This window comes from Burkholderia sp. IDO3, assembly GCF_003366075.1.
In the GTDB taxonomy this organism is placed as follows: Bacteria; Pseudomonadota; Gammaproteobacteria; order Burkholderiales; family Burkholderiaceae; genus Burkholderia; species Burkholderia anthina.
Genome location: NZ_CP028962.1, coordinates 1,385,699 through 1,410,858 on the forward strand (window position 1 = coordinate 1,385,699; position 25,160 = coordinate 1,410,858).

The window sequence follows — 25,160 nt, forward strand, 5'->3', positions numbered from 1 at the left end:
AACTGAGGGGACGATAACAATGAAGCATAAAGGACACCTGGCCGGCATGCTGGTCGCCGCATCGCTGCTGACGGGCTGTGGTACCGTGGTGCGTTCGCTGCCTCTGCCGGCGACGGCAACGGCGCCGGACACGAACGGCGTCGCAATCTATTTCGGTGCGCAGCCGCACCCTGACGTCAAGACCAGCATCGGTCCTCGTTCGGAATCGGTGCGCGTGCGCCGCCTGGAAAGCGAGCAGCCGACTTGCGATCAGGCGCTGGCCGAAGCGCTGAACCGTCTTCGCATCTATGCGAAGAATCATGGCGGGAATGCGGTCATCAACGTGACGACGCGTTTTCATGAGAAGCGCTCGGACTCGACGACCGAATATACGTGCGGCGTGAGCGGTAGCGCAGGCGCGATCGCCGTGTCGGGCGAGGTCGTGCAATTGAACGCGCAATAACGGGGGCACATGTGAAATACCGCATTGCACTCGTGCTGCTCGGCGCGACGCTTACAACCTCGATCGCGCACGCACGGGATACGATCAGAGATTATCCGATCGCGGCCGCGCTGAAGAGCGAGGCGGGCAAGCTTGATGACGGCGTTGTGCTCTATTTCGGCGACCAGCCGCATCCGCGCGTGATCAAGTCGTACGGATCGTTTGCGACCAACAAGAAGACCAACGCGTTCGGCAAGAGCGACGAGGCAGCGTGCGAGCACGTGTTCCTGTCGGCCGTGATCGAGCTTCAGGCGCGCGCACGCAAGGAAGGCGGCAACGCTGTCGTTGGCATCAGGAGCAACTATCGCAACGTGTCGCGCTCCAGCACGACCGAGTACACGTGCGGGGCCGGTGCGATCGTGGCGGGTGCGGCGCTCACGGGCGAGGTCGTCACGTTGGAACCGTAACTGGCGCGTGGCGCAAGGGGCCGCCGAACGGCGGCCTCCGTTGTTCAGGCAGGCTTGCGCGCGGCAACGTTGACGAGCGTTTCGCGGCGCTTGCCGGGTTTCGGTGTGTACAGGCCCATGCGTTCGAGGAGTCCGAAGTCTTTCGCACGGCTCCACCACAGGTACGGAAACGATACGTTGCGGGCATCGAACGCGAATCCGCCATCGCGGAGCATCGCAAGGTAGCCGTCGGCGCTTTTCTGCACGTCCATCGGATGACGGAACAGCAGCCGGATCACCCACGACTTGATGTACGCGTCGGTCGATTCGGCGAACAGCAGCAGCCCGCCGGGTTTCAGCACGCGGTGAAAGTCGGCCAGCGCATGCTCCTGGTCGACGAGATGATGAAAGGTCTGATGGCAGAACACGATGTCGACGCTCGCATCGGCGAGCGGGATCTGCGTGCAGTCCGCATGATGCAGTTCGACGGGCGCCGTGCAGCGCCGCGCCGCTTCCGACGCATGCACGAGCGAGTCTTCGTGGCAATCGATGCCAACGATCTTGCCGGGCGAGAACGCTTCGCCGAGCAGGCGGAACGACTTACCCTGTCCGCATCCCGCATCGAGGATGACGGGGGCCTTCGGCAGCGGCGCGGCGATGAGCTGTATCAGATCGTTGATGGCGACCCTAAGCACGTGATGCTCCCAGGTATGCGTGCGAAGAAACCAGATGCCGAAGCGGGTTTCGGGAACATAGGCGGGGGCGTGCGTGCGGCAGGACGTCATGGGCCTCTCGTCGGAATGTTGGATTTGTTGAGCGGCTATTGTAGTTTGCAACGCCAGATCGTGGCGCGAGAAACGCAAGATAACCAGTCGATCGATATGGGTTGGCAAGCATGAGTGAAATGAAATCGAATTCCATTGACGTCGCGATCATCGGGGCGGGACCGTCTGGCGCGGTCGCGGCCGCGCTACTGCGCCGGGCGGGCCGTTCCGTGCTGGTGCTCGAGCGCCAGCATTTTCCGCGCTTCTCGATCGGAGAAAGCCTGTTGCCTCAGAGCATGCAGTATCTCGAAGAGGCGGGCATGCTGCAGGCGGTTGTCGAGGCCGGCTTCCAGTTCAAGAATGGTGCGTATTTCGTTTATCGCGACCGGATATCGTCATTCGATTTCCGCGAGAAGTTTTCCGAAGGCTGGGGAACAGCCTATCAGGTGGAACGCGCAGCGTTCGACGATCTGCTGATCCGTCGCGCGGCGGAGCAGGGCGCGGACGTTCGATTTGGCCATGCCGTGCACGCTTTCCAGCCCGGCGACACGCCGCGGCTCGATGTCGTCGATGAAGCCGGCCATGAATATTCCGTTCACGCGTCGTTCGTGCTCGATGCGAGCGGATTCGGACGCGTGTTGCCGCGGTTGCTGGATCTCGAGGCGCCAACCGGCTTGCCGACACGCGCAGCCATTTTTTCGCACGTGGAAGACAGCCTGCCGGCCGGGGAGACTGATCGCGACAAGATCTGCATTGCCGTCCATCCGGAGCGACGCGACGTGTGGTTCTGGATGATTCCGCTGACGAACGGGCGTTCGTCGGTCGGCTGCGTGGCCGATGCCGCTTTTCTGGACGTCCCGCAAGCGCAGCAGGAAGCGTGCTTGCGCGAATTGCTTCGGAGCGAGCCGACGTTGTCGCGGCTGATCGGTAGCAAGCCGTTCGTGATGCCGGTACGCCGCATCGCGGGCTATGCGGCGAATGTCGAGCGCCTGCATGGCCCGGGGTATGCGCTGCTCGGCAACGCAGGCGAATTCCTTGATCCGATCTTCTCGTCGGGTGTGACGATCGCGCTGCGGTCGGCCCATCTGGCGGTCGCCGCGCTCGAACGGCAGTTGCGCGGCGAGACGGTCGACTGGGTGCGCGATTACGACGTCGCGTTGCGCAAGGGCATCGACACGTTCCGCGCCTTCGTCGAGCGCTGGTATTCCGGCGCGCTGCAGGACGTCGTGTTTCACGAGGACAAGGCATCCGACGTGAAGCGCATGGTCTGCTCGATTCTGGCCGGCTATGCGTGGGACGAGTCGAATCCGTTCGTCAGGGAGCCGGCGCGCGGCCTCGACGTGCTCGCCGAATTCTGTCGCTCCGGCGGCCTCGGGTAATCGACGCGTCAGGGTGGGCGCCGAGCGATGTCTCGCCCGGCGCCCACCATTGGCTTACCCGCTCACCTACCGCTTGCTCAGCGACCCTGCAGCCGGATATCGCGCGACGACGCGCCGACATACACCGTCCCGCCCGGCACGACCTTCCAGCCGTTGCGCGACGTGTCCCACACGCTCTGCATCCGTGGCGACACGCTCACGTGCACGTGCCGCGCCTCGCCCGGATTCAGCCGGACCTTGTCCCAGCCGACCAGCCGCTTCGGCGGTTCGTCCTTGTACGGCACGCCGAGATAGACCTGCGGCGTTTCCGCGCCCGCGACACGGCCGTCATTGCGCACGGTAAACGCGACGCTCAGCGAGCCGTCCCGTTGCCGCGACACCGACAGCCCCGAATACGCGAAGTGCGTGTACGACAGCCCGTAGCCGAATTCGAACATCGGCTTGATGTTGCGCGCATCGTACCAGCGGTACCCCATGTCGAGCTTCTCCGCGTAGACGGGATCGTTCTCGAACGTGCCGTTTTGCCCCCACGTCGGCGTGTCCTGGTCGCGCGCCGGGAACGTGACGGGCAGCTTGCCGGACGGATTGACCGCGCCGAACAGCACGTTCGCGATCGCCTTGCCGCCGGCTTCGCCCGGATACCACGCGTCGACGATCGCCGAGACGTTGTCCTTCCACGGCATCAGCACGGGATTGCCGCTCTCGACGACGACGATCGTGTGCGGATTCGCACGCGCCACGGCTTCGACGAGCGCGTCCTGATTCGACGGATTCGCGAGGCTCAGGCTCTGCAGATCGCCGAAATCCTCGCCGGCCGGCTGCGCGACCACGACGATCGCGACGTCCGAGCGGCCGGCAAGCGCCGCGGCCTGGTCGATCTCCTGCTGGGTGTACGCGCGAAACGGCGACTGCTGATCGCTGTTGCCGGCGAACGTGACCTGTGCGGCAGGGGCGAGCGCGCGGATCGCCGCGACGATCGGCACGTCGACCTTGAGCCACGGATTGCGCCACCAGCTGCAGCCCGTCGACGACCCGAACGTGAGGCCGCCGCAGCCCGCGAACGACCCGGTGACCGGATCGCGCGTATTGCCCGAACCGCCGCCGGACAGCACGGCCGCATCGGCATGGCCGCCGATCACCGCGATGCGCGACAGCGCGGAAGCCACGAGCGGCAACTGGTTGCCGTCGTTCTTCAGCAGCACGATCGACTGCTCGGCGACGCCCTGCGCGAACCGGTTCGCGGCCGCGAAATCGATGGTGCCGCCGCCCTTGGCCGGATCGTCCATCACGCCGACGCGGATCATCACGGCGAGCTTGCGGCGCACCATGTCGTCGAGGCGCGCGGTCGACACCGAGCCGTTCGCGATCGCCTGCTTGACGGCGGCCGGCGTCAGGTAGACGGTCGGGCCGACGTCCTCTTCCTCGTCGAGTCCCGCGTTGATCGCGGCGGCGGTGCTGTGCGTCGCCCCCCAGTCGGACTGCACCTGGCCCTGGAAGCCCCAGTCGTTCTTCAGCACGTCGTTGAGCAGGTGATTGTTCTCGCAAGCATACGCGCCGTTCAGGCGGTTGTAGCTGCACATCACGCTGCCGGGTTGCCCGCGCTTCGCGGCGATCTCGAACGGCAGCAGGTAGAGCTCGCGCAGCGTGCGCTCGTCGATCTGGCTGTTGCCGCCCATCCGGCCATGTTCCTGTTCGTTGCCCGCGTAGTGCTTGATGGTCGCGATGACCTTCTGCCGCTGCGTGCCGAGCGTGCGTTCGGCGAGCAGATCGCCGGCAAGCAGCGGATCCTCGCCGAGATACTCGAACAGCCGGCCGCCGCGCGGTTCGCGCGCGAGGTTGGTGCCGCCGCCCAGGCCCATGCCGAACCCTTGCGCGCGCAACTGGATCGCGATCTGCTTGCCGTAGTCGTACGACAGCCGGCGATCCCAGCTCGCGGCCACCGCGATCGTCGCGGGGAAGGTCGTGCTGGCGAGCGACGTGCTGCCGGAGCCGGTCGACGAGTCGGCCATGTTCAGGTCGGGAATGCCGAGCCGCGGCACACCCTGGATATAGCCGGCACCGCCGCCCGGCACTTGAGACATTTCGTATTGCGAATGGATGAACTGAAGTTTCTCGTCGAGCGTCATCTTGCGCACGAGCAGGTCGGCGCGCCGCTGCGCGGCGGACGACGCGAACGCGTCGGCGGCGTCGCCCGGTGAATTGAAATCGGCGTTGCCCGCATAGACGCTGGTGCAGAGGGTCGCTGCCAGCACGGCGGCCGGCCAGAGTGTGTCCCGCATGTTGCTCTCCATGATCGTATTGCCGGTTGTTCGAATGATGTCTGGAGCTGCGCAGGTCCGATGGATTCGCATCGAACGCATTCGGCTGGCGATGCAGGGTGGTTGCGCGTCGGCATGCCAGGCCAGGCGGGGAATCGTTACGGCCGGTTGGGCCCGATCGAACCATGCGGACGGCGACGCGGACCGCCCGACACTGCCGAATCGGATGTAGCGATTCTCTGCAGCGACTAATCGTACGAATGTAGTTTGACTACAGCATCGGTGTTTCTACTGATACGTACGATCTTTATTCGACGGGGTGGCGCGACGCGGGAAAAACGCGGTCATCGTTCCCGATGTGCGTGCGCAGCAGAGTAAGAAGTACCTGCGCGCAAGCGTTCGGAAGCGGGCGACGAGAGGAGCGGCAGGCAACGGGCGAGCATATCCGCATGCCACGCTCGTTGCGTGCGCATCGAATGCGGGCCGGCGGGATGCGGGCAGCCGTCCGGCGGCTACGCGCGTCGCGCGGCGGGACTGCCGGGCAGCGGAATGCCGGCGCGGTAGACGACGGTCGCGAGCGCGGCGGCGACCGCGGCCTCGGCCAGCAACACGGCGGCGGCCGCGCCCAGTTCGGCGAAGTACTTTGCGAGCACCGGCACCAGCACGATGTTCACGACGCCGGACGACATCAGGATGCGCGTGAATGCCGACTTCATGCCGAGCGGCAGCATCGTCTGCACACCGAACAGATCGGTCATGCCGGCCATGAACGGGATGAACGCCATCCAGCGCAGCACCTGGACCGTCGGCTCGTACGACGGGCCGTACAGGATGCGCACGGCGAGCGGCGCGCCGAAGAAGATCGCGAGCGAGATGCCGAGCACCATCACGACCTGCACGACGAACAGCTTGCGCAGGAACGAGAACGCGTCGTTGCGCGCATGCCGCATCAGATAGTTGATGCGCGGATAAGTGGCGGCCTTCAGCGGCTGAAGCATGCTGAGCGCCGCGCGAATCAGCTTGTCGCCGGCGGCGAAGTAGCCGGCCGCGACGTTGCCCGACACGAAGCCGAGCAGCACGGTGTTGGTCGACGCGTAGAACGCGATCGACGTCGATGCGAGAAACACCTGCCAGCCGCCCTTCAACGATTCGGCGATGTCGTCGAAGCCGACGCGAACGAAGTCGATTTCCCGATGGAAAAACAGGTAGAGGGCCAGCGCGACCGCGGAGAGCGTCGGCACGGCGGCGTTGACGATCATCGCCCGGTCGATGTCGGCCGGGCTGTGCACGAGCGCGAACATCGCGGGCAGGCTCAGGATGCGGCCGACGAACAGGATCACGCTCAACGCGCGCAGCTTCTCCATCCCCTGGAAATACCAGCCCGGCGTGAACGCGACGCCGGCCACCATGCCGAAACCGATCAGCAGCAGGTCGCGATCGTCGCCGAAGCGCCGGACCACGAGCGTCAGCACGACCAGTACGATGAAACAGAGCACCGCGATGCCGATCTGTGCGTACAGCGTCGCCCAGAAAATACGCGAGCGTTCGGCGCGGTTGTCGCGGGCGAGCGCGATGCGCGGCGTGGCGGTCAGGTCGAAGCTGTAGCTCGTGCAGTTGGTGAGATACGCGATGACGGCAAGCGAGAACGCGAGCTGTCCGTAGCCTTCCGGGCCCAGCGCGTGCGTGAGCAGCGGTGCGATCAGCAGCGGCACCGCATACATCGAAATCTGCAGCGTCAGCAGCAGCAGGAAGTTCTTCTTGAGGTTTGACATTCGCTCGGTCGGCGCCGTGGGTGTCGCATGGCGGCGGATCGGGGCCGCCGTGCGCTCGCGCGGCCGGCCGGCCTGACGCGGCTGCGTGGATTCGCGGCCCGCGCCGACAGGCGCCGGTTTTCGTCCGGCGACGCCGGGCACGGCCACATCGTCTGGCGGTCATGATACGGGCCGACGGATGCGCCTGTGTTCGCGAGCCTACCGTTCGTCGATTCCGTGCGTGCGCGCGGAGGCAATCGTGCCGGCGAGTATGTCGTTGTGTCGCGACAGTGGGGAATGCATTTGTAAGCTGGCGCACCGAAGCCCGCTCGGGCCGGATGATCTAATCAACGCACTGTTTTCGTTCATGACGGACAGCGTGCACGGCTACGGCCGGCACGCGCGAGTGCGCAAGACAAGACGCTTCCGCACTGCATGAGCAGGACGGCGAGCGCATGAAGCAGGGCAGGCGGGCCGCGCAGGGGCGCGGCGGCTATCCGTCGCCGTGCTGCCGTGCGTTCGTCCGGCAGCCGCATGAGCGGCGGTGTCGCGCATTCCGATGGGGCCGGAACGCGTACGCGTATCCGATAACAAATACCGATCCGAGGAGTACCGATTGAAGCCGATAACGTTCGGCAGCTGCGTAGGGTGGCTGCACGAAGGACAGACGAGACAAGGCGTGATCCTGTGCGAATCGCTGGGTCACGAGGCTTCGTGGACGCACAAGCTGATGCGGGCGATGGCCGAGCGTCTGGCTCGCGAGGGCGTCACGGTGATGCGATTCAACTATCCGTGTACCGGCGACTCGGCGGGCGACGACCGCGATGCAGGCCGGCATGCCGCCACCCTCGACAGCATTCACGATGCGATCGACCTGTTGCGCGACGAGGTCGGCGTGACCGGGCTCACGCTCGTCGGCGTCCGCGCGGGCGCGCTGTTCGCGATGCTGGCCGCCGCGGGCGTGGGCCCGCGCCCGCCGCCGCGCGTCGACGGGCTGGTCGCGCTGTCGCCGGTCGTGCGCGGCCGCGCCTACCTGCGCGAGCTGTCGTTCGTGCATCGCCAGTGGCTCGATACCACGTCGCCCGCGATCCGCGCCGCGCATCGCGACGAACCCTGCATGAACGTGCTCGGTCATCGCTTCCCGAACGATCTGGTCGATGCGCTGAAGGCGGTCGATCTGTGCGACGTGGTGCGCGATGCGCCGACGCTGCCCGGCGCGATGCTGCTGATCCAGCCCGACCAGGGCGACGGGCCGGCATTGCATGACGCGCTGCTCGCGCGCGGCGTGAACGTGACGAGCGAACCGTTTCGCGAGTGGCCGACGACGATGCTCGACGGCACCCGCTCGCGCCTGCCGCTGACGGCGATCGACACGGTCGTGAGCTGGATCGTCGAACGCTCGCTGAGCACGCCGGCTGCCGACGAAACGCGCGCACACGCGGATCCGGCGTGGAACGGCGAGTCGGCCGTCGCGCTCGACATGAACGACATGACCGAGCAGGTCGTCGCGGTCGGTCCCGACCGGCTGGTCGGCGTGCTGTGCCGTCCCGCGGACACGCGGCCGGCCGCGCCGGTCGGCCCGGCGGTCGTGATCGCGAACACGTCGACGAATCCGCGCAGCGGCGAAGGGCGTTTCAGCGTGCGCCTCGCCCGCACGCTCGCGCGCGTCGGCGTGACGACGCTGCGGATCGACGTGCAGGGCGTCGGCGACAGCGGGCGCATTGCGCTGGACGATCAGTCGGGGGTCGTGTACTCGACGCAATCGGTCGACGACGTGGCCGCCGCCGCGGACTGGCTGCGCGCGCTCGGTTATCCGGAGGTGGTCGCGACCGGCATCTGTTCCGGCGCATACGCGGCGCTGCACGCGGCGGTGAAGACGCCGTCGCTCGGCGGCGTGATCGCGGTCAATCTCGCCCGCTTCGTATGGCCGGCCGGGCTCTCGCTCGAGGCGGTGCAGAAGCAGCGGAACAACTCGGTGCGCGGTTACTGGCTGTCGGTGCGCGACTGGCGGAAGTGGAAACGATTCGTGCTGGAGCGGCGCGACCTGCGGCCGATCGTGCGCGCGGTGGCCGCGAATGCCGTCGCGCGCGTCAGCGTGCCGGTGATGGAAATCGCGGCGCGCGTCGGCTGGAAGCCGCGCATCGACACGCCGCGCGGGGTGATGCGCGAACTCGCGCAGCGCAACGTATGGACGATGCTCGTGTACGGCGCACTGGATCCCGGCATCGACGACGTCCGGCGTCACTTCGGCGCGATCGAGCACGCATTCCGGCGCTCACGCCACGTGCGCCTGCACCTCGATGCCCAGGTCGACCACGCGGTGTACGGCGCGGTGGGCACGGACGTCGTGATCGATCTGTGCACGCAGGCGCTGGCACACGAGTCGGACTGGCCGGTCGCGCGTATCGCCGATCAGGCCGCGCCGGAGGCGGCCGGGCGGTCGTACGCAGGGGTGCCGGTCGGCCGGTCGTGATGTCGGGCGCGATCCCGGTTCGGATGGAGATGGGCGTTCGGTGGGGTCGCTCACAAACGCGCGAGCCGGCGTGGTGTCCAATCCGGTATGGATGCACGCGCGGTCATGCGAGGGCATGACCGCCACGGGCGTCAGTCCGGATCGCCGGGTTGCTCGTACGGGGATTTCGCGTAGGGCGACGCGTACAGCGTGTCGCTGCTCCATGCATCGCCGGCCGGTGCGCTCGCCGCTTGCGGGCGGTGCGGTCGGTCTGCCACGAGCGGTCGACGCAGTGCACTGCGAGGGCGCGATTCGGATTGTGCCGCGGCGCGGGTGGCGGGAAGCGGAAACGCGAAGCCGGGCGCCGCGACACCGGATGCAGGTGTGTCGGATTCCGCGGCAGCGCCTCGCGCGGCGGTTTGCGCCGAACGTTGCAGCACGAGCGGCGCGGGCAGCGTCGACGATGCGGAGACCGGCGCGTCGGCCGGCGCGGCGGGCGGCGTTTGCGCAGCGGCGGCACCGGCAAGGCAGGCCGACACGATGCAGACGAGCGACGAAAGCGGCGAAGGACAGTTCATGACGAATCGTACGGAATGACGTGCGGTGAAGAGGGAGGCGCGGCACTGCAATGCGAGCCGCGCTGCCAAGCGTAATGCGGGAATCGGTCGGGTTCGGCGGGTTACCGCACAGTTTCGGAAGGGCACGAATGTCAACCACCACGCAAAAGAGATCGACGCTCGCGACGCGACGGCCGCAGACGGCCGCCGTCGGTCGCGCGCCGTGGCTGTCGCGCATGGCGATCATCGCGGCTGCATGCGCATTGAGTGCGTGTGCGTTGTCGCCGGGCATGACGTATCGGGGGCCGGCCGAACGCGATGCGAATGCGCGCGTCAGCGCCGACGCATCGGGCTCCGGCGGCCTCGACGGCGTGCAGAACGTGTCGAGCGAGGATCTGATCGAGATCACGCCGGCACTCGTCGCGCAGCACCATGGCGCGCCGCAAGGCGTCAACGCCGATGCGGAAATCCGCCAGCTGTTCGGCAAGCCGCATCCGTACACGATCGGCCCCGGCGATGTGCTCGGCATCGTCGTGTGGGATCACCCGGAGCTGAACCTGCCCACGACGCAGATGACGGGCGGCGGTGCGGGCGGCGACGGCGTCGGCGCCAGCTCGGTTGCGACGGGCTATACGGTCGACGCAAACGGCAACGTGCAGTTCGCGTATGCCGGCCTCGTGCACGTGGCCGGGCTTGCCGAGGCACAGGCGAGCGCGCTGATGTCGAGGCGGCTCGGCGAATACGTGCGCAAGCCGCAGCTCTCGCTGCGCGTGCAGGCCTACCGCAGCAAGCGTGTGTATCTCGACGGCGAAGTGCGCTCGCCGGGGCTGCAGATCGTCAACGACCTGCCGATGACGCTGCCCGAGGCGATCGACCGCGCGGGCGGCTTCACCGCGACGGCCGACCGCTCGCAGGTGTCGGTGACGCGCGGCGACAAGACCGTGAACGTGAGCCTGCCGGCACTGATCGCCGCGGGCGTGAACCCGTCGAACATCCTGCTGCGCGACGGCGACCTCGTGCGCGTGCGCGCGGCGAGCGACGCGAAGGTGTTCGTGCTCGGCGAGGTGTCGCGTCCGGCGACGCTGACGCTGACCGACGGCCGGATGAGCCTCGGCGAAGCGCTCGGCGACACCGGCGGCGTGAGCCAGTACACGTCGGACGCGCGGCAGGTGTTCGTCGTGCGTCGCGGCCCGGGCAACCGTCCGCAGGTGTACCACCTCGACGGCAGTTCGCCCGCGTCGTTCGCGCTGGCCGACCAGTTCCCGCTCGAGCGGCGCGACGTCGTGTTCGTCGATTCGTCGTCGCTGGTGCGCTGGAGCCGCGTCGTCAACCTGCTGATTCCGTCGTCCGCGCAAGGCGCGCTGACGGCCAAGGCGATTTCGCCGTGACCTTCGCGGCGAATTCGTGATCGCGACCGCGCGTCGCGCCCTACGGGACTGATGCTGTATGACTTCTTCGACCTTGCCCGACCCGTTCGACGGGGCCGCCTTGCGCCCGTCCTTCCCGGTTCGCCGCTACTGGCGCATGCTGTACGGCAGCCGGCGGCTGATCCTCTGCACGGCACTCGCCGGTGCGGTCGTCGGCACCGTGTATGCGCTGTGCGCCGCGCCGGTCTACCGGTCCGACATCCTGTTCCAGGTCGAACAGAGTCCGACCGATTCGAAACCGACGGCGCCGACCGGCGATCCGTCGTCGGTGTTCGACCTGAAGACCGACGCATCGACGGAAATCGAGGTGCTGAAATCCCGCGCGGTGATGGCGCGCGCGGTCGACAGTACCAACCTGCCCGTGAACGTCCGGCCGCACTACCTGCCGATCGTCGGATGGCGGCTCGTGAGCGGCGCCGACGGATTGTCGTCGCCGCTGCCGGGCGGGTACGTCTATGGCACGGAGCGCATCGACGTGCCGACCTTCGACGTATCGAAGCGACTGCTCGACAAGCGTTTCGCGCTGACGCTGGGCGATGACGGCGCGTATACGCTGCAGCGCACCGGCTTCTTCGGCAGGAAGGGGCCGGTATGGCAGGGCCGGGTCGGCCAGCCGCTGCACGTCGAAACGCCGCAGGGGACGATCGACCTGTTCGTGCGCGACGTGGCGGGCAAGCCCGGTGCGCGCTTCGACCTGACGCGCTACGGCGACGAAGAAGCGACGACGTGGCTGCAGAAGAACGCGCTGATTTCGGAGCGCGGCAAGCAGTCGAACATGATCGGCGTGACGCTCGACGGCACCGATCCCGCGCACGACAGCCGGGTGCTGAATGCGATCGGCGATGCATACCTCGCGCAGAACACGCAGCGCAAGTCGGAAGCGGCCGACAAGCTGATCCGCTTCATGGATGCGCAACTGCCGCAGTTGAAGGCGCAACTCGAAACGGCCGAAAGCCGCTTCAACGCATACCGCGCGTCGCATGGCACGGTCAATACGAGCGATGAGGCGCTGGCGTTGCGCCAGCAGTCGGTCGACATCGAGACGCGCGTGCAGACGCTGCAGCAGCGCCGCGAGGAGTTGCTGACGCGCTTCATGCCGAAGCATCCGGCGGTCGTGGCGGTGGACGCGCAGCTCGCCGACGCGCAGCGCTCGCTCGACACGACGCGCAAGCAGATCCAGCAGCTGCCGACCGTCGAGCAGGGCGTGCTGCAGTTGCAGCGCGACGTGGCCGTCGATACCGCGCTGTACACGAACCTGCTCAACACGCGCCAGCAGATGATCCTGGCCCGGGCGAGCAAGACCGGCACCGTGCGGATCGTCGACGTCGCGAAGGTGGCGGAGGTGCCGATCGGGCCGCATCGCGGGATGATCGTCGTCGCGTCGCTGATCGTCGGCCTGCTGGCAGGCGCCGCGATCGTGGTCGCGCGCCAGCGCGTCGCCGGCACGGTGGGCGACGTGGACGAAATCGAATGGTCGACCGGCTTGCCCGTGTTCGCGACGGTGCCGCACAGCCCGGCGCACGCGCAAATCAGTGCGCGCGCAAGGAGTGGCCCGAGTGGGGCGAGCGGTGCGAGCGGCACGCGCACGCCGGTGCCGCCCGTCGCGGCGCAGGACGTCGCGCTGGAAAGCCTGCGCCATTTCCGCACGGAGCTGCAATTGTCGATGCGCGATGCGCCGAACGCCGTCGTGCTGATCTCGGGGCCGACGACGGGCGTCGGCAAGTCGTTCGTTGCCGCCAACCTCGCCGCGTTGATGGGCGCGGCGCGGCGACGGACGTTGCTGATCGACGCGGATCTGCGCAAGGGATCGCTGCATGAACGGTTCCGCTACAGCCGCGCGCCGGGCCTGTCGGATGTGGTGGCCGGCACGCACGGAATCGACGAGGCGATCCGGCACGGCGTGACGCCCGGCCTGGATTTCCTGCCGATGGGCAGCGTCGTTCCGGATCCGGGCGAACTGCTGCTGCAGCCGACGTTCGCGGAGCTGATCGAGCACGCGGCGTCGCAGTACGACATGGTCGTGATCGACGGGCCGCCGCTGTTGCCGGTTGCCGATGCGCTGCTGCTCGGGCGTCTGGCGGGCACCGTGTTCCTCGTCGCGCGCAGCGGCGTGACGACGCTGACGGAGCTCGACGAAAGCGCACGACGGCTCGAGCACGCGCATATCGCCGTGCGCGGCGTGATCCTGAACGACTTCAAGGGCGTGCCGGGGCGGTACGGCTACGGGTACAACGACACGAGCACGCATCAGGCGATGTCGGGCTACGCCGACGTGATGGCGGCGCGACCGCCGGCGCGCTGAGCGGCGCATGCGTCGCTCCGGCGGCTTCGCGCGATTCGCGCATCGAAAGGATGGAACGGGCATCATGAACGATCGACCGGCGGCCGGCGTGCGCATGCAACGACGACAGCCCGGGCCCGCCCGCCGGGCCGCGGCGGCGCGCGCCGCGCGTGCGGCCGGATACCAGGCTTACTGGTGGGAGGATCCTGCACGGCTCGTGCTGATCTTCATCCTGCCGTTGTACGGGATGCTGTCGATGGGCCTGCTGGGCGACCAGAAGTCGATCGCGCGCATCTATTTCGACGGTTATTACGCGATCGTCGGCGCGTTGTTCCTGCTGGTGCTGATGGCGGCCGCGTGGTTCGCGTCCAACGACGCGCAGGCCCCGCGCGCGCCGGCGGACGAAGCGGTCGAACTGTCGCCGCGCGTGCTCGATTTCGTGTTCGCGCTCGCGCTGTTCGGCTACCTCGTCATGATGAGCGGCATTCTCACGCATCCCGCCGTCCTGCTGTCGTATCTGCGCGGCACGGCCAACACGTTCGAGCTGATCGACCTGAAAGGGCGCGTGACGGGCCTGAGTACGTTCACGCAGGCGACCGCGCCGTTCGTCGCGCTCTATTTCTACGTATTCAGGACGCCGGTCAAGGGGCTGAACCGCTACAAGATCTATCTGGCCGTGCTCACCGTGCTGACGCTGCTGCGCAGCTTCATCTTCGCGGAACGGCTCGCGATCATCGAAGTGGTGTTGCCGTTCGCGCTGATGGTGGTCCGGTTCCGCTTCGGCCGTTCGGGCTCGCGCTCGCGGCTGCTGACGCTCGGGCCGTATGCCGCGATTCCGCTGCTGCTCGGACTGTTCATCGCGAACGAATACAACCGGTCGTGGGAAACGTACTACATCAACATCTACGACAACATCTTCGATTTCGCGCTCGAACGCCTGGGCCTGTACTACTCGACATCGTTGAACAACGGCGCGGGGATCCTGAGCGTGCTCGGCTGGGACAGCGGACACCCGATGTTCACGTTCGACTGGCTGCTGCATTTTCCGGTGATCGGCTCGATGGTGCAGCCGTGGCTCGACTCGGGCGACCGGCTCGACCTGTTCCTGAACAGCTATGCCGATCCGGAGTTCAACAACCCGTCGGGGATCTTCGTCCATTTCTACGAGTGGGGCTGGTTCGGCTTGCTGAATGCGGCGTTTGCCGGCTGGGTGTTCGGCCGCGGCTACGCGGGCTGGCGGAGCGGCAACGGCTTCTGGTGCTGCGCGCACGCCGTGCTCTATGTGTCGCTTCTGGAGATACTGCGGATTCCGAACCTGTTCAGCGGACGGAATTTCGTGCCGGTCGTGCTGCTGATCGTCGTGTTCCAGTGGTTCTCGAAGCGAGTGCGACCCGTTGCGCCGGCGCGCTCGCGTATCGCGGCGGTGCAGGCCGGTTCCGATAGCGTCTGACTGTCGCCCAGCCCACTGTTCGTCCGCGCAAGCGCGCCTACAGTGTAGCGATTCCCACTTGCGGCGCGCACGGGCTTCGACGAAGCCGCGCATCGAACAGACATGACAGCACGCGAAACCACCCTCGACGCGGCACGCGGCGCAGGGATCATTCTTGTCGTCTATGGCCACGTGTTGCGTGGTGTCATCGGATCGGATCTCGTACCGGCGGGCCTGCCCGCTACCTTGCTCGCGTGGAGCGACTACGTGATCTATACGTTCCACATGCCGCTGTTCTTCTTCCTGTCCGGGCTGCACGTGTGCAGCTCGCTGCGCCGCGCGCCGGAGCGGTTCATCGGCGCGAAGATCAGGACGATCGCGTATCCGTATCTGCTCTGGTCCGTTCTGCAAGGCGGCGTGCAGATCGCGATGTCGTCGCACGGCAGCAATCATCCGTTCACGCGGGACGATCTGCTCGCGATCGGCTGGCGGCCGTTCGCGCAGTTCTGGTTCCTGTATGCGTTGATGCTCTGCATGCTCGCGGTGTGGCTGGCCGCACGCCATGTGCCGACGCTCGCACGCGTGCCGATGCCGGCGCACACGCGTGGCGGGCTGGTGGCCAGCGCGGTGCTGGCGCTCGCGATCGGCGCGACGACGCAGTGGGGCATCCTGTCGACGACGCTGATGAACTGGCCGTTCTTCGTGGCCGGCATCGTTGCCTCCCGCGCTTTGCCGGGCTGGCTCGAGCGCTACGGCCATCGATGGGTGAGTGCGGTGACGGCGGCGCTGTTCGTCGTGGCGATCGCATTGGCGCACGGTCGGGGCAGCGCCACGAGCGTTTGGGCCATTCCCGCCGCATTCGCGGGCATCGCGTTGCTGTTGCAGCTCGCATACCGGCACGCGTCGTTTCCCGCGCGTACCGGATGGCTGGCGATGGTCGGCTACGCTTCGATGCCGATCTACCTGATGCATATTCTGGTGATGGCCTGCGTGCGCATCGTGCTGGTGCGCGTCGGCATGACCGATCTCGCGACGCACCTCGTCCTTGGCACGCTCGCCGGCGTCGCGATCCCGATGGCTGTCTATCTGGTCGCGTTGCGCATGGGTATCGCCGGCATGGCCGGGTTCCCTGCGTGGCCCGGGCGCAACCAGGCGATTCGCGCGCAGACGACGTGAGGGCGCCGCCGCCCCGGCTCGATGCGCGCCTGATGTTATCCGACGCGCAAGCCGATGCTCAACGTGCGGTGGCCCGTCGATCGGGCTGCCTGCGCACCCGGGCGAGTGGATTGGCGAGATAGCGGATCGCGCGGTCGCTGAGTGTGGTCGACGGCAACAGGCACGCGAGCGACAGCCCGGCGACGGAGATCTTCTTGAACGGACGCCAGAACGGATTGCGCAGCACGGTGTGCCAGTAGCCTGCCGACTCGCACAGGAACCAGCGCCAGCGGCGCGCGAATGGCGCGCGATAGAGCGTGCTCGCGAAGCGGGCCTTCTCGATCGCGAAATCGAACGGTGCGATCGGCAGCGATTCGTGCAGCCGCGTGCCGGCGAGCGTGCGCAGCGTGGACCAGCGACGTCGCGCCTTCAGCGCGCCCGTGGCCGCATCTTCCGAATTGGCCAGCGCCAGACCGGACACGCCCGGGTTCGCGTCGCCGGCCGTCGCGGCGGCCGGCCGATGCACGCGGTAGCCGCCCAGCGTCGCATCGATCATGTGCACGTCGCCCAGCAACGCAATGCCGTAAATCGCGTAGAAATCGGCGCCGTGCAGGTTGTCCGCGGTGACGGGCACGGGAAAGATGCGCTTGAGCGCGTCGGTCCGATATGCGTTGCCCGACGCCGGCGGCGACGGATACAGCCAGCCCTTGCGCAGCAGGCGCCCGCAATCCGTGTCGACCACCGATTGCGGCACGGTGGCGCCGGTCGGCACGCCGTCGGGCGCGACCACATCGAGCCGGAAATGCACCTTCACGAAATCGCCGGATGCGAATGCGGCGAGCACGCGGGTGGCCGCATCGGCGTAAAGCAGATCGTCCGCGTCCAGTAGCAGCACATACGGCGTCGTAACCTGCTCGATCGCGCGGTTGTACGCGGCGACCTGGCCGCCGTTCGTCTGGAAGATCGCCGTGATGCGCTCGCCGTACGAGCGGATGATGTCGCGCGAGTCGTCGGTGGAACCGTCGTCGATCACCAGTACGTGGATACCACCGGCCGTTTGTCCGAGCGCGGAATCGATCGCAGTGCGAAGGTATGTGCCGTGGTTATAGTTGCAGATGGCAATGGTCAGGTCTGTCATGAGCACCTTCGGGCGGGCTGGGTTCGGGCGATCCGGTTGCTGGCGGGAGCATGCACGGGACATCGCCCGGAAACGTGCGTGATATCGGGTGGCAGCGGCGGACCGCGTCTGGCCGGCACGTCGACGACTTCGGCCGCACGGGTCGACGCCCCCGCAATCGGCTTCGGCATGCACGCGCCGGCCAGCGGCACGCGGCGACGCACGTGCGCTCTCCGCACGTGCGCTCTCGACACGCCGGAATCGGCGGCCGGCGGCGATTCGCCCGGCATGCGGGCGCGAAACCCTTCGCCATCCGTATCAGGTCAGAGAGCAGCTCATGATATGCGCGCGGCAGCGCAGGCTCTGTTCGCGAACCTACCATTCGCGGCTTCGCGGGTCTTGCCCGGTGCAACGGCCAGCCGCGTGCGATGCAAGTCTGCTGGCGCACCGAAACCTGCCGGACCGGGTGCTCTAATCGGATGCATCGCTTCGCTTGTTCCAACGGGGCCGTGAGCTGCCCCGCGACTGGCGGACATGATGGACCTGTCGTCGAATCGCGCAACACGGAAATCGTGGCGTGTCGCGGCGGACATCTTCAGACCCGGGGGATCGACTCGATATGCACAGATTGCGATGTCTGCCCGCTACGTGCGCGGTGCTGGTCGGCATGCTGGCGACCGGCGGCGTGTCGTGGCCGGGAATTGCCGCGGCCGTATCCGGAGCGTCCGCACCGGTCGCACCTTCCGCGAACCTCCCCGACGCATCCGTTCATCCGGCATCCGACGCGGCCGATCAGACCGACGCACTGCAACGCGCGCTCGATGCATTGCAGCCGGGCCAGCGGCTCGTGTTCGCGCCGGGGCGCTACACCGTCAGCCGTTCGCTGATCGTGCGGCAGCCCCGCGTCATCCTGTCGGGCTATGGCGCGATGCTCAACGCCACCGTCCCGGACGACCAGACGATCGAAATGCGCGGCGACGGTACGACGATCGTGGGATTCCGGCTGACGGGAACCGGCACGACGCGCCTCATGAATCCGGAGTCGACGAAGATCGAAGTGACGGGGCGCGACGTGCAGGTGCTCGACAACGTGATAGACGGCGGTGGCGGCGGCATCTTCGTGTTCGGCGCGACGGACGTCGCGATCGTCGGCAACGAGGTGATGTCGACGCTGGCCGACGGCATCCACATCACGCACGGTTCGCGCAACGTGCTCGTGCGCGGCAATGTCGTGCGCGGCACCGGCGACGACATGATCGCCGTGGTGAGCTATCGCCAGGACGGCGCGCTGAGCGGCAACGTGCTGATTACCGGCAACTCGCTGGAGGGCAACCCGTGGGGGCGCGGCATCACGGTGGTCGGCGGCGAGAACGTCACCATTTCGAAGAACATCGTGCGCAACGTGCAGGTGAGCGCCGGGATTCTCGTCGCGCAGGAGGACAGCAGCCGGACTTTCGGCGCATCCGACGTCCGGGTCGAGAACAACGTGATTACGGACATCCAGACCGCGCCGGGCCGGGTCGATCCGCGTCCGCTCACGCAGCAGGCCGCGATCGACGTCAGCACGTGGTCCGGTTCGGTCACGCGCGTGGCCGTGATCGGCAACCGCGTGTCGCATGCGCGTTTCGACGGCATTCGCTTGTGGGGAAACGTGTCGGACGTCCGGCTCGAACACAATCAGCTATCGGAGATCGGCGGATTGCCGGTGCGCATCGGTCCCGCGCCAGGGTGCGCGGCCGACCCGGAGAAGGGCGCACTGTGTGCCGGGGCGCGCCAGCCGCTGTCGGTTGCAGCCGATGCGGTCGGCGCGGATGCGTCGTTGCTGCCGCGTGTACGCGAGTCGCTCAGGCGGCCGCGGTGGTCGCAGGGCAGGATCGAGTGACCGGGCAGTGCGATGGCTTGCCGGGCACGCGAGCGTGCCCGGCGCATGCTCACCGGGCGGCCGTGCGCTCCACGGCTTCGTCGCGCGGTTCGCGCGCGGCGCGTGCGGTTGCCGGTTTCGGCGGCAGCGTCTGGACGACGGTGCGGCCGTACTGATCGTCGAAGCGGACGATGTCGTCCTCGCCGAGATAGTTGCCCGATTGCACTTCGATGATTTCGAGCGGAATCTTGCCCGGGTTCTCGAGTCGATGCACTTCGCCGACCGCGATGTACGTCGATTCGTTCTCGCTGAGCAGGAACGTCTCGTCGCCGCGCGTCACCTTCGCCGTGCCGCGCACGACGATCCAGTGCTCGGCGCGGTGGTAGTGCATCTGCAGCGACAACTGCCTGCCCGGTTCGACGACGATCCGCTTCACCTGGAAGCGCTCGCCGAGATCGATCGAATCGTAATGCCCCCACGGCCGCTGGACCTTGCGATGTTCGCTGGCCTGCGGGAGCCGGTCGATCTTCAGGCGCTCGACGATGTTCTTCACGCGCTGCACGTCGTGCTTGTTCGCGACCAGCACGGCATCGGCCGTCTCGATCACGACGACGTCCTTCATGCCGACGCAGGCGACGAGCCGGCCTTCGGAGCGGACGAAACTGTCCTGCGTGTCCTCGAACACGATCGGGCCGCGCGCGACGTTGCCCTGATCGTCCTTCGGCATGATTTCCCAGATCGCGTCCCAGGTGCCGATGTCCGACCAGCCGGCCGCGAGCGGCACCACGATGCCCTCGATGCCGAGCTCGGGGTGTTCGGTCAGGCGTTCCATCACGGCGTAGTCGATCGAGTCGGACGGACATGCATCGAATGCCGCCGCATCGACCCGGAAGAACGATTCCTCCGCGACGCCCGCGCGCCAGGCCGCCTCGCACGCAGCGTGGATGGCCGGCGCGAGCGTACGGATCGCCTTCAGCCAGACCGACGCGCGCGTGACGAAGATCCCGCTGTTCCACCAGTAATCGCCCGAATGCAGGTAGCGCTCGGCGAGCGCGACGTCAGGCTTCTCGACGAAGCGGCCGATCGAATAGCCCCCTTGTCCGCCGAGGCGGCCGGTGCGCTGCGCACCGACCTGGATGTAGCCGTAGCCCGTTTCCGCGCGACGCGGCAGCACGCCGAGCGTGACGATCGCGCCTTCCTGTGCGTAGTGCGCCGCGCGCCCGATCGCGTCCTGGAAGGCCGCGACATCGCTGATGATGTGATCGGCCGGCATCACCGCGAGCACCGGATCTTCGTCGAGCGCGCTCGTATCGAGCGCGGCGAGCGTGAGTGCCGGCGCGGTGTTGCGCGCGGCCGGCTCGAGCAGGATGCGCGGCGGCGCCGCGCGGCCGACGACCTGCGCGGCGCTCATGATGCGATGCTGTTCGCCGCACACCAGCAGCAGCGTATCGCCGAGCGACGCATTGCTGATGCCGTTCAGGCGGCGCGCCGTTGCCGACAGCGGCGATTCGTTCGAGATCAGTTCGATCAACTGCTTCGGATGGCACTCGCGCGACAGCGGCCAGAGCCGCGTGCCCGAGCCGCCGGCGAGGATCACGGGCAGGATGCGCGGCAGGTCGGGCTCCGGAACCGGGAGAAGGGTGGGGGTCATCGATTGACTCCGGTATCGGTGGGAAGTCGGTTGTGCACGCGGCTGTCGGTGCGGGCGTCGGAGTCGGGCGCGTGCGGCGCCGACGCGACCCGGGACAGCAGGTTGCGCAGGGCTCCGGCGGTACGGTCGACCGGCCGGATCAGGCCGATGAACGGCGTGCCCTGTTCCAGATACGGGCCGTAGGCCTTGCGGAATCCGAAGCGTTTATAGAACGCATGGCGCGGCGCCGGAACGTGCGTGCGCACGGCGACGTCGGGCCATGCCGCGTGCGCGGCGGTGAGCGCGCGTTCGATCAACCGCTCGAGCGTATCGTCGTCGCGACGGGCCTCGCTCGTGAGAACCTTGTCGATCACGATTTCCGGATCGATGTCGTCGCCCGGCAGGAGACGTGCGTAGGCCGCGATTTCCACCGTGCTGCCGTCGCGTACGCGCGCGAAGACGTGCAGTGCGTCGGCGTCCTTGCCGTCGATGTCGAGATGCGTGTGGGCGTCCTCGACGACCAGCACCGCGTTGCGCGCGCGCAGGATCGCATAGAGATCGACCGAGCTCAGATGTTCGAATTCACAACAATGCCATTCCATGATGCCGTCCTCGCGTGATGCCCTCAGCAGGCCGTGTCGCATGGACGCGTTCGTCCCGGACGTCACGGCTGAAGACATGATGCTTACAAGCCGCTCGCCGGTCTGTTCGAAAGCGTACTCAGGCTTTCGGTCATGCGTGCGCTGCAGCAGCGCATGCGATGCACGTCGGGCAAGAGCCGGACAATGTGTGGTAGCACACATCGGCGCCGCGACCGCTTTTTCATAATGAGCGGGTTGGAGCAGCCGGCGCGACGCACGGCCTGCCCGACGCGAACGTGAATGAAAATCCGGGGAGGCGGTACTTGAAGATTGCGATCGTTCACGACTGGCTGGTCGTGCAGGGCGGCGCCGAACGCGTGCTCGCGCAGATGATCGACTGCTTTCCGCAGGCGGATGTCTACAGTCTTGTCGATTTTCTCGAGGATCGCGCGTGTCTGCGCGGTCACGACGTCCACACCTCCTTCATCCAGAAGCTGCCGTTCGCGCGCAAGCACTATCGCAGCTATCTGCCGCTCTTTCCGCTGGCGATCGAGCAGTTCGACCTGTCGGCCTACGACGTCGTGCTGTCGAGTTCGTATGCGGTCGCGAAGGGCGTGCTGAGCGGCCCCGACCAGTTTCATGCGAGCTACGTGCACTCGCCGGTGCGCTATGCGTGGGATCTGCAGCATCAGTATCTGGACGAGGCGGGCCTTGCGCGCGGGCCGAAATCGGTGCTCGCGCGTGCACTACTGCACTACATCCGCAACTGGGATGCGCGTTCGGCCAATGGCGTCGATCGCGTGATCGCGAACTCGCGCTTCATCGCGCGACGCATCCGCAAGGTCTACCGGCGCGACTCGACGGTGATCTACCCGCCGGTCGACGTCGACCACCTGTCGCTGCGCACCGACAAGGAGCCGTTCTACCTGACCGCGTCGCGGCTCGTGCCGTACAAGCGGATCGACATGATCGTCGACGCGTTTTCGCGCACGCCCGAGCGCCGTCTCGTCGTGATCGGCGACGGACCCGACATGGAGAAGATTCGCGCGCTCGCGGGGCCGAACGTCAGCTTGCTCGGCTATCAACCGTTCGACGTGCTGCACGATCACCTGCAGCGCGCGCGCGCGTTCGTGTTCGCGGCGGAAGAGGACTTCGGCATCTCGCCGCTCGAAGCGCAGGCCTGCGGGACGCCGGTGATCGCATACGGGAAGGGCGGTGTGTGCGAGACGGTGCGCGCATGGCCGGGCGAGCGCGCGACGGGGCTGTTCTACCGCACGCAGACGGCCGACGCGTTGCTCGACGCGCTCGCGCGCTTCGAGGCGCTGCCGCGCGGCACCTTCGATCCGCACGCGTGTCGCGGCAATGCCGTGCGCTTCGGCGCCGCGCGCTTTCGCGACGAGCTCACGCGCTTCGTGACCGAAGGTTATGCCGCATTGCAGAACGAGATGGCCATGTCCGCGGACTGCGAACCCGGGGGCGATGCGGACGAGGCAGGCGAAGCGGATCGTCCGGACGACCGGCGTGACGCTGCCGCGCTGCGTACCTGAGCCGTCGCTGCCGGCCAGATCGTTACGACGATGTAACAGGCAGCGCGGCGGAGGATGCGACCATCGCCATATCCGGGCGGCCGGCCGGGCGCCATTGCCCGCCAAACGGTATGGCCGGTAGGGTTTTGTGTATATTTAAGCGACATATGTTGGCAATGAGCGACGCCAATCGTGAGGAAAGGTTAGATTTACCACCGACGGACGGGAATCGTCGTAGATAATCAAACGACAGTCTTCAAAGGGCGGTTTCGCGAATTTCGTCGGCAGCGTAATTGAATGATTCGGGGCTTACTTTTCGGTAACAGAGCCACTCCAAACGACGTGTAAGTTCAGGAGTGGAAGAAATGAGGCGGCCATTTCGAACGCGGGTTGGCGGCCATCCGGTTCAGCATCGGGCGCGGCTGTCGTGTACGACGCGACGCAAATGCGGACGGAATTCGCGTTTGCCGGCGTGCCGGTTTGAAGGTGCGTCGCATCAAAGCCGGAATGCCGCGGCGCCTGCAGCCGCGCATTCCCTTCGAGTTCGATGAATACGAGACCGGATGACGTCCGTCTCGATCTCCGGGGGCTTTTCGCCGTGTGTAATTTCGATCTTCGCCCAGGCTGTAGAAACGCAGCGCGGATAGGCGGCCATGCACCGCCGGCACCGTGCGCGAACGGTTCGCGTAGTGGAGAAAGTGATGGTTCGTTATGAATATGCCAATAACGCGCGATAAGAGCGCCGGCGAGGGGAGAACTAGCGGGCAGCGTCCACTGATTTACTGGACGCAGACGCCGTCCGTCATGCTTCGCAAGGAACTGGCGCGGCGCGACTGGAAAGTGTCGATCGTCGCGCATGCCAGCGAGTTGCGCGACACCTCCGGTGAAATCACCTGCGGCATCCTCGACCTGAGCGGCGGCCACGCCGACGCGATCGGCAGCATCGCGTCCACCTGCGCATCGATGCGCGACGTTGTCTGGGTCGCGCTCGTCGAGGCCGGCCAGACCGCTTCTCCGAACGTGCGCGCGCTGTTGCGCGACTACTGCTTCGACTACATCACGTTGCCCGCGTCGCACCAGCGGATCGCCGATACGGTCGGTCATGCGTATGGAATGGAATGCCTGTTCGCGCGCGACCGGGAGCGGCTCGAATCCGAGGAACACGGCATCGTCGGCACCTGCAGCGCGATGCTGCGACTGTTCGATACGGTGCGCCGCTTCGCGCGCACCGATGCACCGGTGTTCGTGTTCGGCGAAACCGGAACCGGCAAGGAACTGACCGCCGTCGCGATCCACCGGCATTCGGAGCGACGCAACGGCCCGTTCGTCGCGGTCAACTGCGGTGCGATTCCGTCGCACCTGCTGCAATCGGAACTGTTCGGCTACGAGCGCGGCGCCTTTACCGGCGCGAACGCACGCAAGATCGGCTACGTCGAGGCCGCGAACGGCGGCACGCTGCTGCTCGACGAAATCGGGGATCTCCCGCACGAGAGCCAGGCGAGCCTGCTGCGCTTCCTGCAGGAGCGCTCGATCCATCGGCTGGGCGGCAGCGATCCGGTGCCGGTCGACGTGCGGATCGTCTCGGCGACGCACGTCGATCTGCGCGAAGCGATGGAAGAAGGGCGGTTCCGCGCGGACCTGTTTCACCGGCTCTGCGTGATGCGCATCGACCAGCCGCCGCTGCGCGCACGCGGCAAGGACATCGAGCTGCTCGCGCATCACATGCTCGAGCGCTTTCGCGGCGATGCGCGTCATCGCGTGCGCGGCTTCTCGACGGATGCGATCACCGCGCTCTACAAGCACGACTGGCCCGGCAACGTGCGGGAACTGATCAACCGCGTGCGTCGTGCGGTCGTGATGACGGAAGGACGCCTGATCACCGCGCAGGATCTCGAGCTCGAATACTGTCTCGACGCTGCGTCGCCATCCGTTGCGGACATCCGCAAGTCGATCGAACGCGAAGCGATCGAGACGGCCCTGCTGCGTACCCGCGGGCGCGTCGCGGCTTCCGCCCGCGAACTCGGCGTGTCGCGCGCGACGCTGTATCGCTGGATGGAAGCCTACGGAATCGAACGGCCGCGCGGCACGGGCTCGTCGGACTGACGGGCATGCCGCGCGGCCGCGG

The 25,160-nt window shown here is 67.0% G+C and carries 18 protein-coding genes; 11 read left to right on the forward strand and 7 right to left on the reverse strand.

The annotated features are described in order from the left end of the window. Nucleotides 1-19: 19 nt before the first annotated feature. Nucleotides 20-442 (forward strand): signal peptidase, encoded by a 423-nt coding sequence (locus tag DCN14_RS06430; protein ID WP_096498975.1) that lies wholly within the window; start codon nucleotides 20-22, stop codon nucleotides 440-442. An 11-nt stretch (nucleotides 443-453) separates the two neighbouring features. Then, on the forward strand, nucleotides 454-888 hold the full coding sequence (locus tag DCN14_RS06435; RefSeq protein WP_096498973.1) for an excinuclease ABC subunit A: 435 nt from the start codon (nucleotides 454-456) through the stop codon (nucleotides 886-888). A gap of 44 nt (nucleotides 889-932) precedes the next feature. Here the strand turns inward: DCN14_RS06435 and DCN14_RS06440 are convergent, their stop codons facing one another. Further along, on the reverse strand, nucleotides 933-1,652 hold the full coding sequence (locus tag DCN14_RS06440) for a methyltransferase domain-containing protein (protein ID WP_096498971.1): 720 nt from the start codon (nucleotides 1,650-1,652) through the stop codon (nucleotides 933-935). 110 nt (nucleotides 1,653-1,762) lie between these two features. On the opposite strand from DCN14_RS06440, the gene DCN14_RS06445 reads away from it, so the two are divergent. After that, a complete protein-coding gene (locus DCN14_RS06445) occupies nucleotides 1,763-3,010 on the forward strand; it encodes an NAD(P)/FAD-dependent oxidoreductase (RefSeq protein ID WP_096498969.1) in 1,248 nt (415 codons plus the stop codon). A 77-nt stretch (nucleotides 3,011-3,087) separates the two neighbouring features. On the opposite strand, the gene DCN14_RS06450 is transcribed toward DCN14_RS06445, so the two are convergent. Further along, nucleotides 3,088-5,289 (reverse strand): glycoside hydrolase family 3 C-terminal domain-containing protein, encoded by a 2,202-nt coding sequence (locus DCN14_RS06450; protein ID WP_096499325.1) that lies wholly within the window; start codon nucleotides 5,287-5,289, stop codon nucleotides 3,088-3,090. A 491-nt stretch (nucleotides 5,290-5,780) separates the two neighbouring features. Further along, the gene (locus DCN14_RS06455; protein ID WP_096499323.1) at nucleotides 5,781-7,040 is read right to left on the reverse strand and encodes an oligosaccharide flippase family protein; all 1,260 of its coding nucleotides are present in this window, start codon (nucleotides 7,038-7,040) and stop codon (nucleotides 5,781-5,783) included. A gap of 595 nt (nucleotides 7,041-7,635) precedes the next feature. Here DCN14_RS06455 and DCN14_RS06460 point away from each other — a divergent pair. Then, nucleotides 7,636-9,492: an alpha/beta hydrolase gene (locus DCN14_RS06460; protein WP_096498967.1), complete on the forward strand. Its 1,857-nt coding sequence runs from the start codon at nucleotides 7,636-7,638 to the stop codon at nucleotides 9,490-9,492. 131 nt (nucleotides 9,493-9,623) lie between these two features. Here the strand turns inward: DCN14_RS06460 and DCN14_RS06465 are convergent, their stop codons facing one another. Beyond that, nucleotides 9,624-10,118 (reverse strand): hypothetical protein, encoded by a 495-nt coding sequence (locus DCN14_RS06465; RefSeq protein ID WP_240327277.1) that lies wholly within the window; start codon nucleotides 10,116-10,118, stop codon nucleotides 9,624-9,626. Nucleotides 10,119-10,177: 59 nt separating this feature from the next. On the opposite strand from DCN14_RS06465, the gene DCN14_RS06470 reads away from it, so the two are divergent. The 4 genes from DCN14_RS06470 to DCN14_RS06485 all read left to right on the forward strand — a co-directional run bounded on the left by DCN14_RS06470 (nucleotide 10,178) and on the right by DCN14_RS06485 (nucleotide 16,341). Next, nucleotides 10,178-11,416 carry a polysaccharide biosynthesis/export family protein gene (locus tag DCN14_RS06470; protein ID WP_096498963.1) on the forward strand — a complete coding sequence of 413 codons (1,239 nt, stop codon included), beginning with the start codon at nucleotides 10,178-10,180 and terminating at the stop codon, nucleotides 11,414-11,416. Between the two features lie 58 nt (nucleotides 11,417-11,474). Next, entirely contained in the window at nucleotides 11,475-13,757 is a 2,283-nt protein-coding gene (locus tag DCN14_RS06475; RefSeq protein WP_096498961.1) for a polysaccharide biosynthesis tyrosine autokinase, read from the forward strand. Nucleotides 13,758-13,821: 64 nt separating this feature from the next. Continuing rightward, nucleotides 13,822-15,186 (forward strand): oligosaccharide repeat unit polymerase, encoded by a 1,365-nt coding sequence (locus tag DCN14_RS06480; RefSeq protein WP_096498959.1) that lies wholly within the window; start codon nucleotides 13,822-13,824, stop codon nucleotides 15,184-15,186. Nucleotides 15,187-15,288: 102 nt separating this feature from the next. Further along, nucleotides 15,289-16,341: an acyltransferase gene (locus DCN14_RS06485; RefSeq protein ID WP_096498957.1), complete on the forward strand. Its 1,053-nt coding sequence runs from the start codon at nucleotides 15,289-15,291 to the stop codon at nucleotides 16,339-16,341. Between the two features lie 58 nt (nucleotides 16,342-16,399). On the opposite strand, the gene DCN14_RS06490 is transcribed toward DCN14_RS06485, so the two are convergent. Next, the gene (locus DCN14_RS06490) at nucleotides 16,400-17,458 is read right to left on the reverse strand and encodes a glycosyltransferase family A protein (RefSeq protein ID WP_096498956.1); all 1,059 of its coding nucleotides are present in this window, start codon (nucleotides 17,456-17,458) and stop codon (nucleotides 16,400-16,402) included. Between the two features lie 598 nt (nucleotides 17,459-18,056). Here DCN14_RS06490 and DCN14_RS06495 point away from each other — a divergent pair. Beyond that, on the forward strand, nucleotides 18,057-19,319 hold the full coding sequence (locus DCN14_RS06495; RefSeq protein ID WP_096498954.1) for a right-handed parallel beta-helix repeat-containing protein: 1,263 nt from the start codon (nucleotides 18,057-18,059) through the stop codon (nucleotides 19,317-19,319). Nucleotides 19,320-19,368: 49 nt separating this feature from the next. On the opposite strand, the gene DCN14_RS06500 is transcribed toward DCN14_RS06495, so the two are convergent. Together DCN14_RS06500 and DCN14_RS06505 are read right to left on the reverse strand one after the other, a co-directional pair. Then, on the reverse strand, nucleotides 19,369-20,949 hold the full coding sequence (locus DCN14_RS06500) for a mannose-1-phosphate guanylyltransferase/mannose-6-phosphate isomerase (RefSeq protein WP_096498952.1): 1,581 nt from the start codon (nucleotides 20,947-20,949) through the stop codon (nucleotides 19,369-19,371). Then, nucleotides 20,946-21,530: a drug:proton antiporter gene (locus DCN14_RS06505; RefSeq protein WP_240327279.1), complete on the reverse strand. Its 585-nt coding sequence runs from the start codon at nucleotides 21,528-21,530 to the stop codon at nucleotides 20,946-20,948. Before DCN14_RS06505 ends, DCN14_RS06500 begins: the two co-directional genes overlap by 4 nt. 302 nt (nucleotides 21,531-21,832) lie before the next feature. On the opposite strand from DCN14_RS06505, the gene DCN14_RS06510 reads away from it, so the two are divergent. Further along, nucleotides 21,833-23,056 (forward strand): glycosyltransferase family 4 protein, encoded by a 1,224-nt coding sequence (locus tag DCN14_RS06510; RefSeq protein ID WP_096498948.1) that lies wholly within the window; start codon nucleotides 21,833-21,835, stop codon nucleotides 23,054-23,056. A 690-nt stretch (nucleotides 23,057-23,746) separates the two neighbouring features. After that, on the forward strand, nucleotides 23,747-25,138 hold the full coding sequence (locus tag DCN14_RS06515; protein WP_162826177.1) for a sigma-54 dependent transcriptional regulator: 1,392 nt from the start codon (nucleotides 23,747-23,749) through the stop codon (nucleotides 25,136-25,138). Nucleotides 25,139-25,160: the final 22 nt, after the last annotated feature.

What these genes read in the sequence shown, in the direction of transcription:
- DCN14_RS06430 (WP_096498975.1), top strand. Translation starts at nt 20, where the DNA reads ATGAAGCATAAAGGACACCTGGCCGGCATGCTGGTCGCCGCATCGCTG.
- DCN14_RS06440 (WP_096498971.1), bottom strand. Translation starts at nt 1,652, where the DNA reads ATGACGTCCTGCCGCACGCACGCCCCCGCCTATGTTCCCGAAACCCGC.
- DCN14_RS06445 (WP_096498969.1), top strand. Translation starts at nt 1,763, where the DNA reads ATGAGTGAAATGAAATCGAATTCCATTGACGTCGCGATCATCGGGGCG.
- DCN14_RS06450 (WP_096499325.1), bottom strand. Translation starts at nt 5,289, where the DNA reads ATGCGGGACACACTCTGGCCGGCCGCCGTGCTGGCAGCGACCCTCTGC.
- DCN14_RS06455 (WP_096499323.1), bottom strand. Translation starts at nt 7,040, where the DNA reads ATGTCAAACCTCAAGAAGAACTTCCTGCTGCTGCTGACGCTGCAGATT.
- DCN14_RS06470 (WP_096498963.1), top strand. Translation starts at nt 10,178, where the DNA reads ATGTCAACCACCACGCAAAAGAGATCGACGCTCGCGACGCGACGGCCG.
- DCN14_RS06475 (WP_096498961.1), top strand. Translation starts at nt 11,475, where the DNA reads ATGACTTCTTCGACCTTGCCCGACCCGTTCGACGGGGCCGCCTTGCGC.
- DCN14_RS06480 (WP_096498959.1), top strand. Translation starts at nt 13,822, where the DNA reads ATGAACGATCGACCGGCGGCCGGCGTGCGCATGCAACGACGACAGCCC.
- DCN14_RS06485 (WP_096498957.1), top strand. Translation starts at nt 15,289, where the DNA reads ATGACAGCACGCGAAACCACCCTCGACGCGGCACGCGGCGCAGGGATC.
- DCN14_RS06490 (WP_096498956.1), bottom strand. Translation starts at nt 17,458, where the DNA reads ATGACAGACCTGACCATTGCCATCTGCAACTATAACCACGGCACATAC.
- DCN14_RS06495 (WP_096498954.1), top strand. Translation starts at nt 18,057, where the DNA reads ATGCACAGATTGCGATGTCTGCCCGCTACGTGCGCGGTGCTGGTCGGC.
- DCN14_RS06500 (WP_096498952.1), bottom strand. Translation starts at nt 20,949, where the DNA reads ATGACCCCCACCCTTCTCCCGGTTCCGGAGCCCGACCTGCCGCGCATC.
- DCN14_RS06505 (WP_240327279.1), bottom strand. Translation starts at nt 21,530, where the DNA reads ATGGAATGGCATTGTTGTGAATTCGAACATCTGAGCTCGGTCGATCTC.
- DCN14_RS06515 (WP_162826177.1), top strand. Translation starts at nt 23,747, where the DNA reads ATGAATATGCCAATAACGCGCGATAAGAGCGCCGGCGAGGGGAGAACT.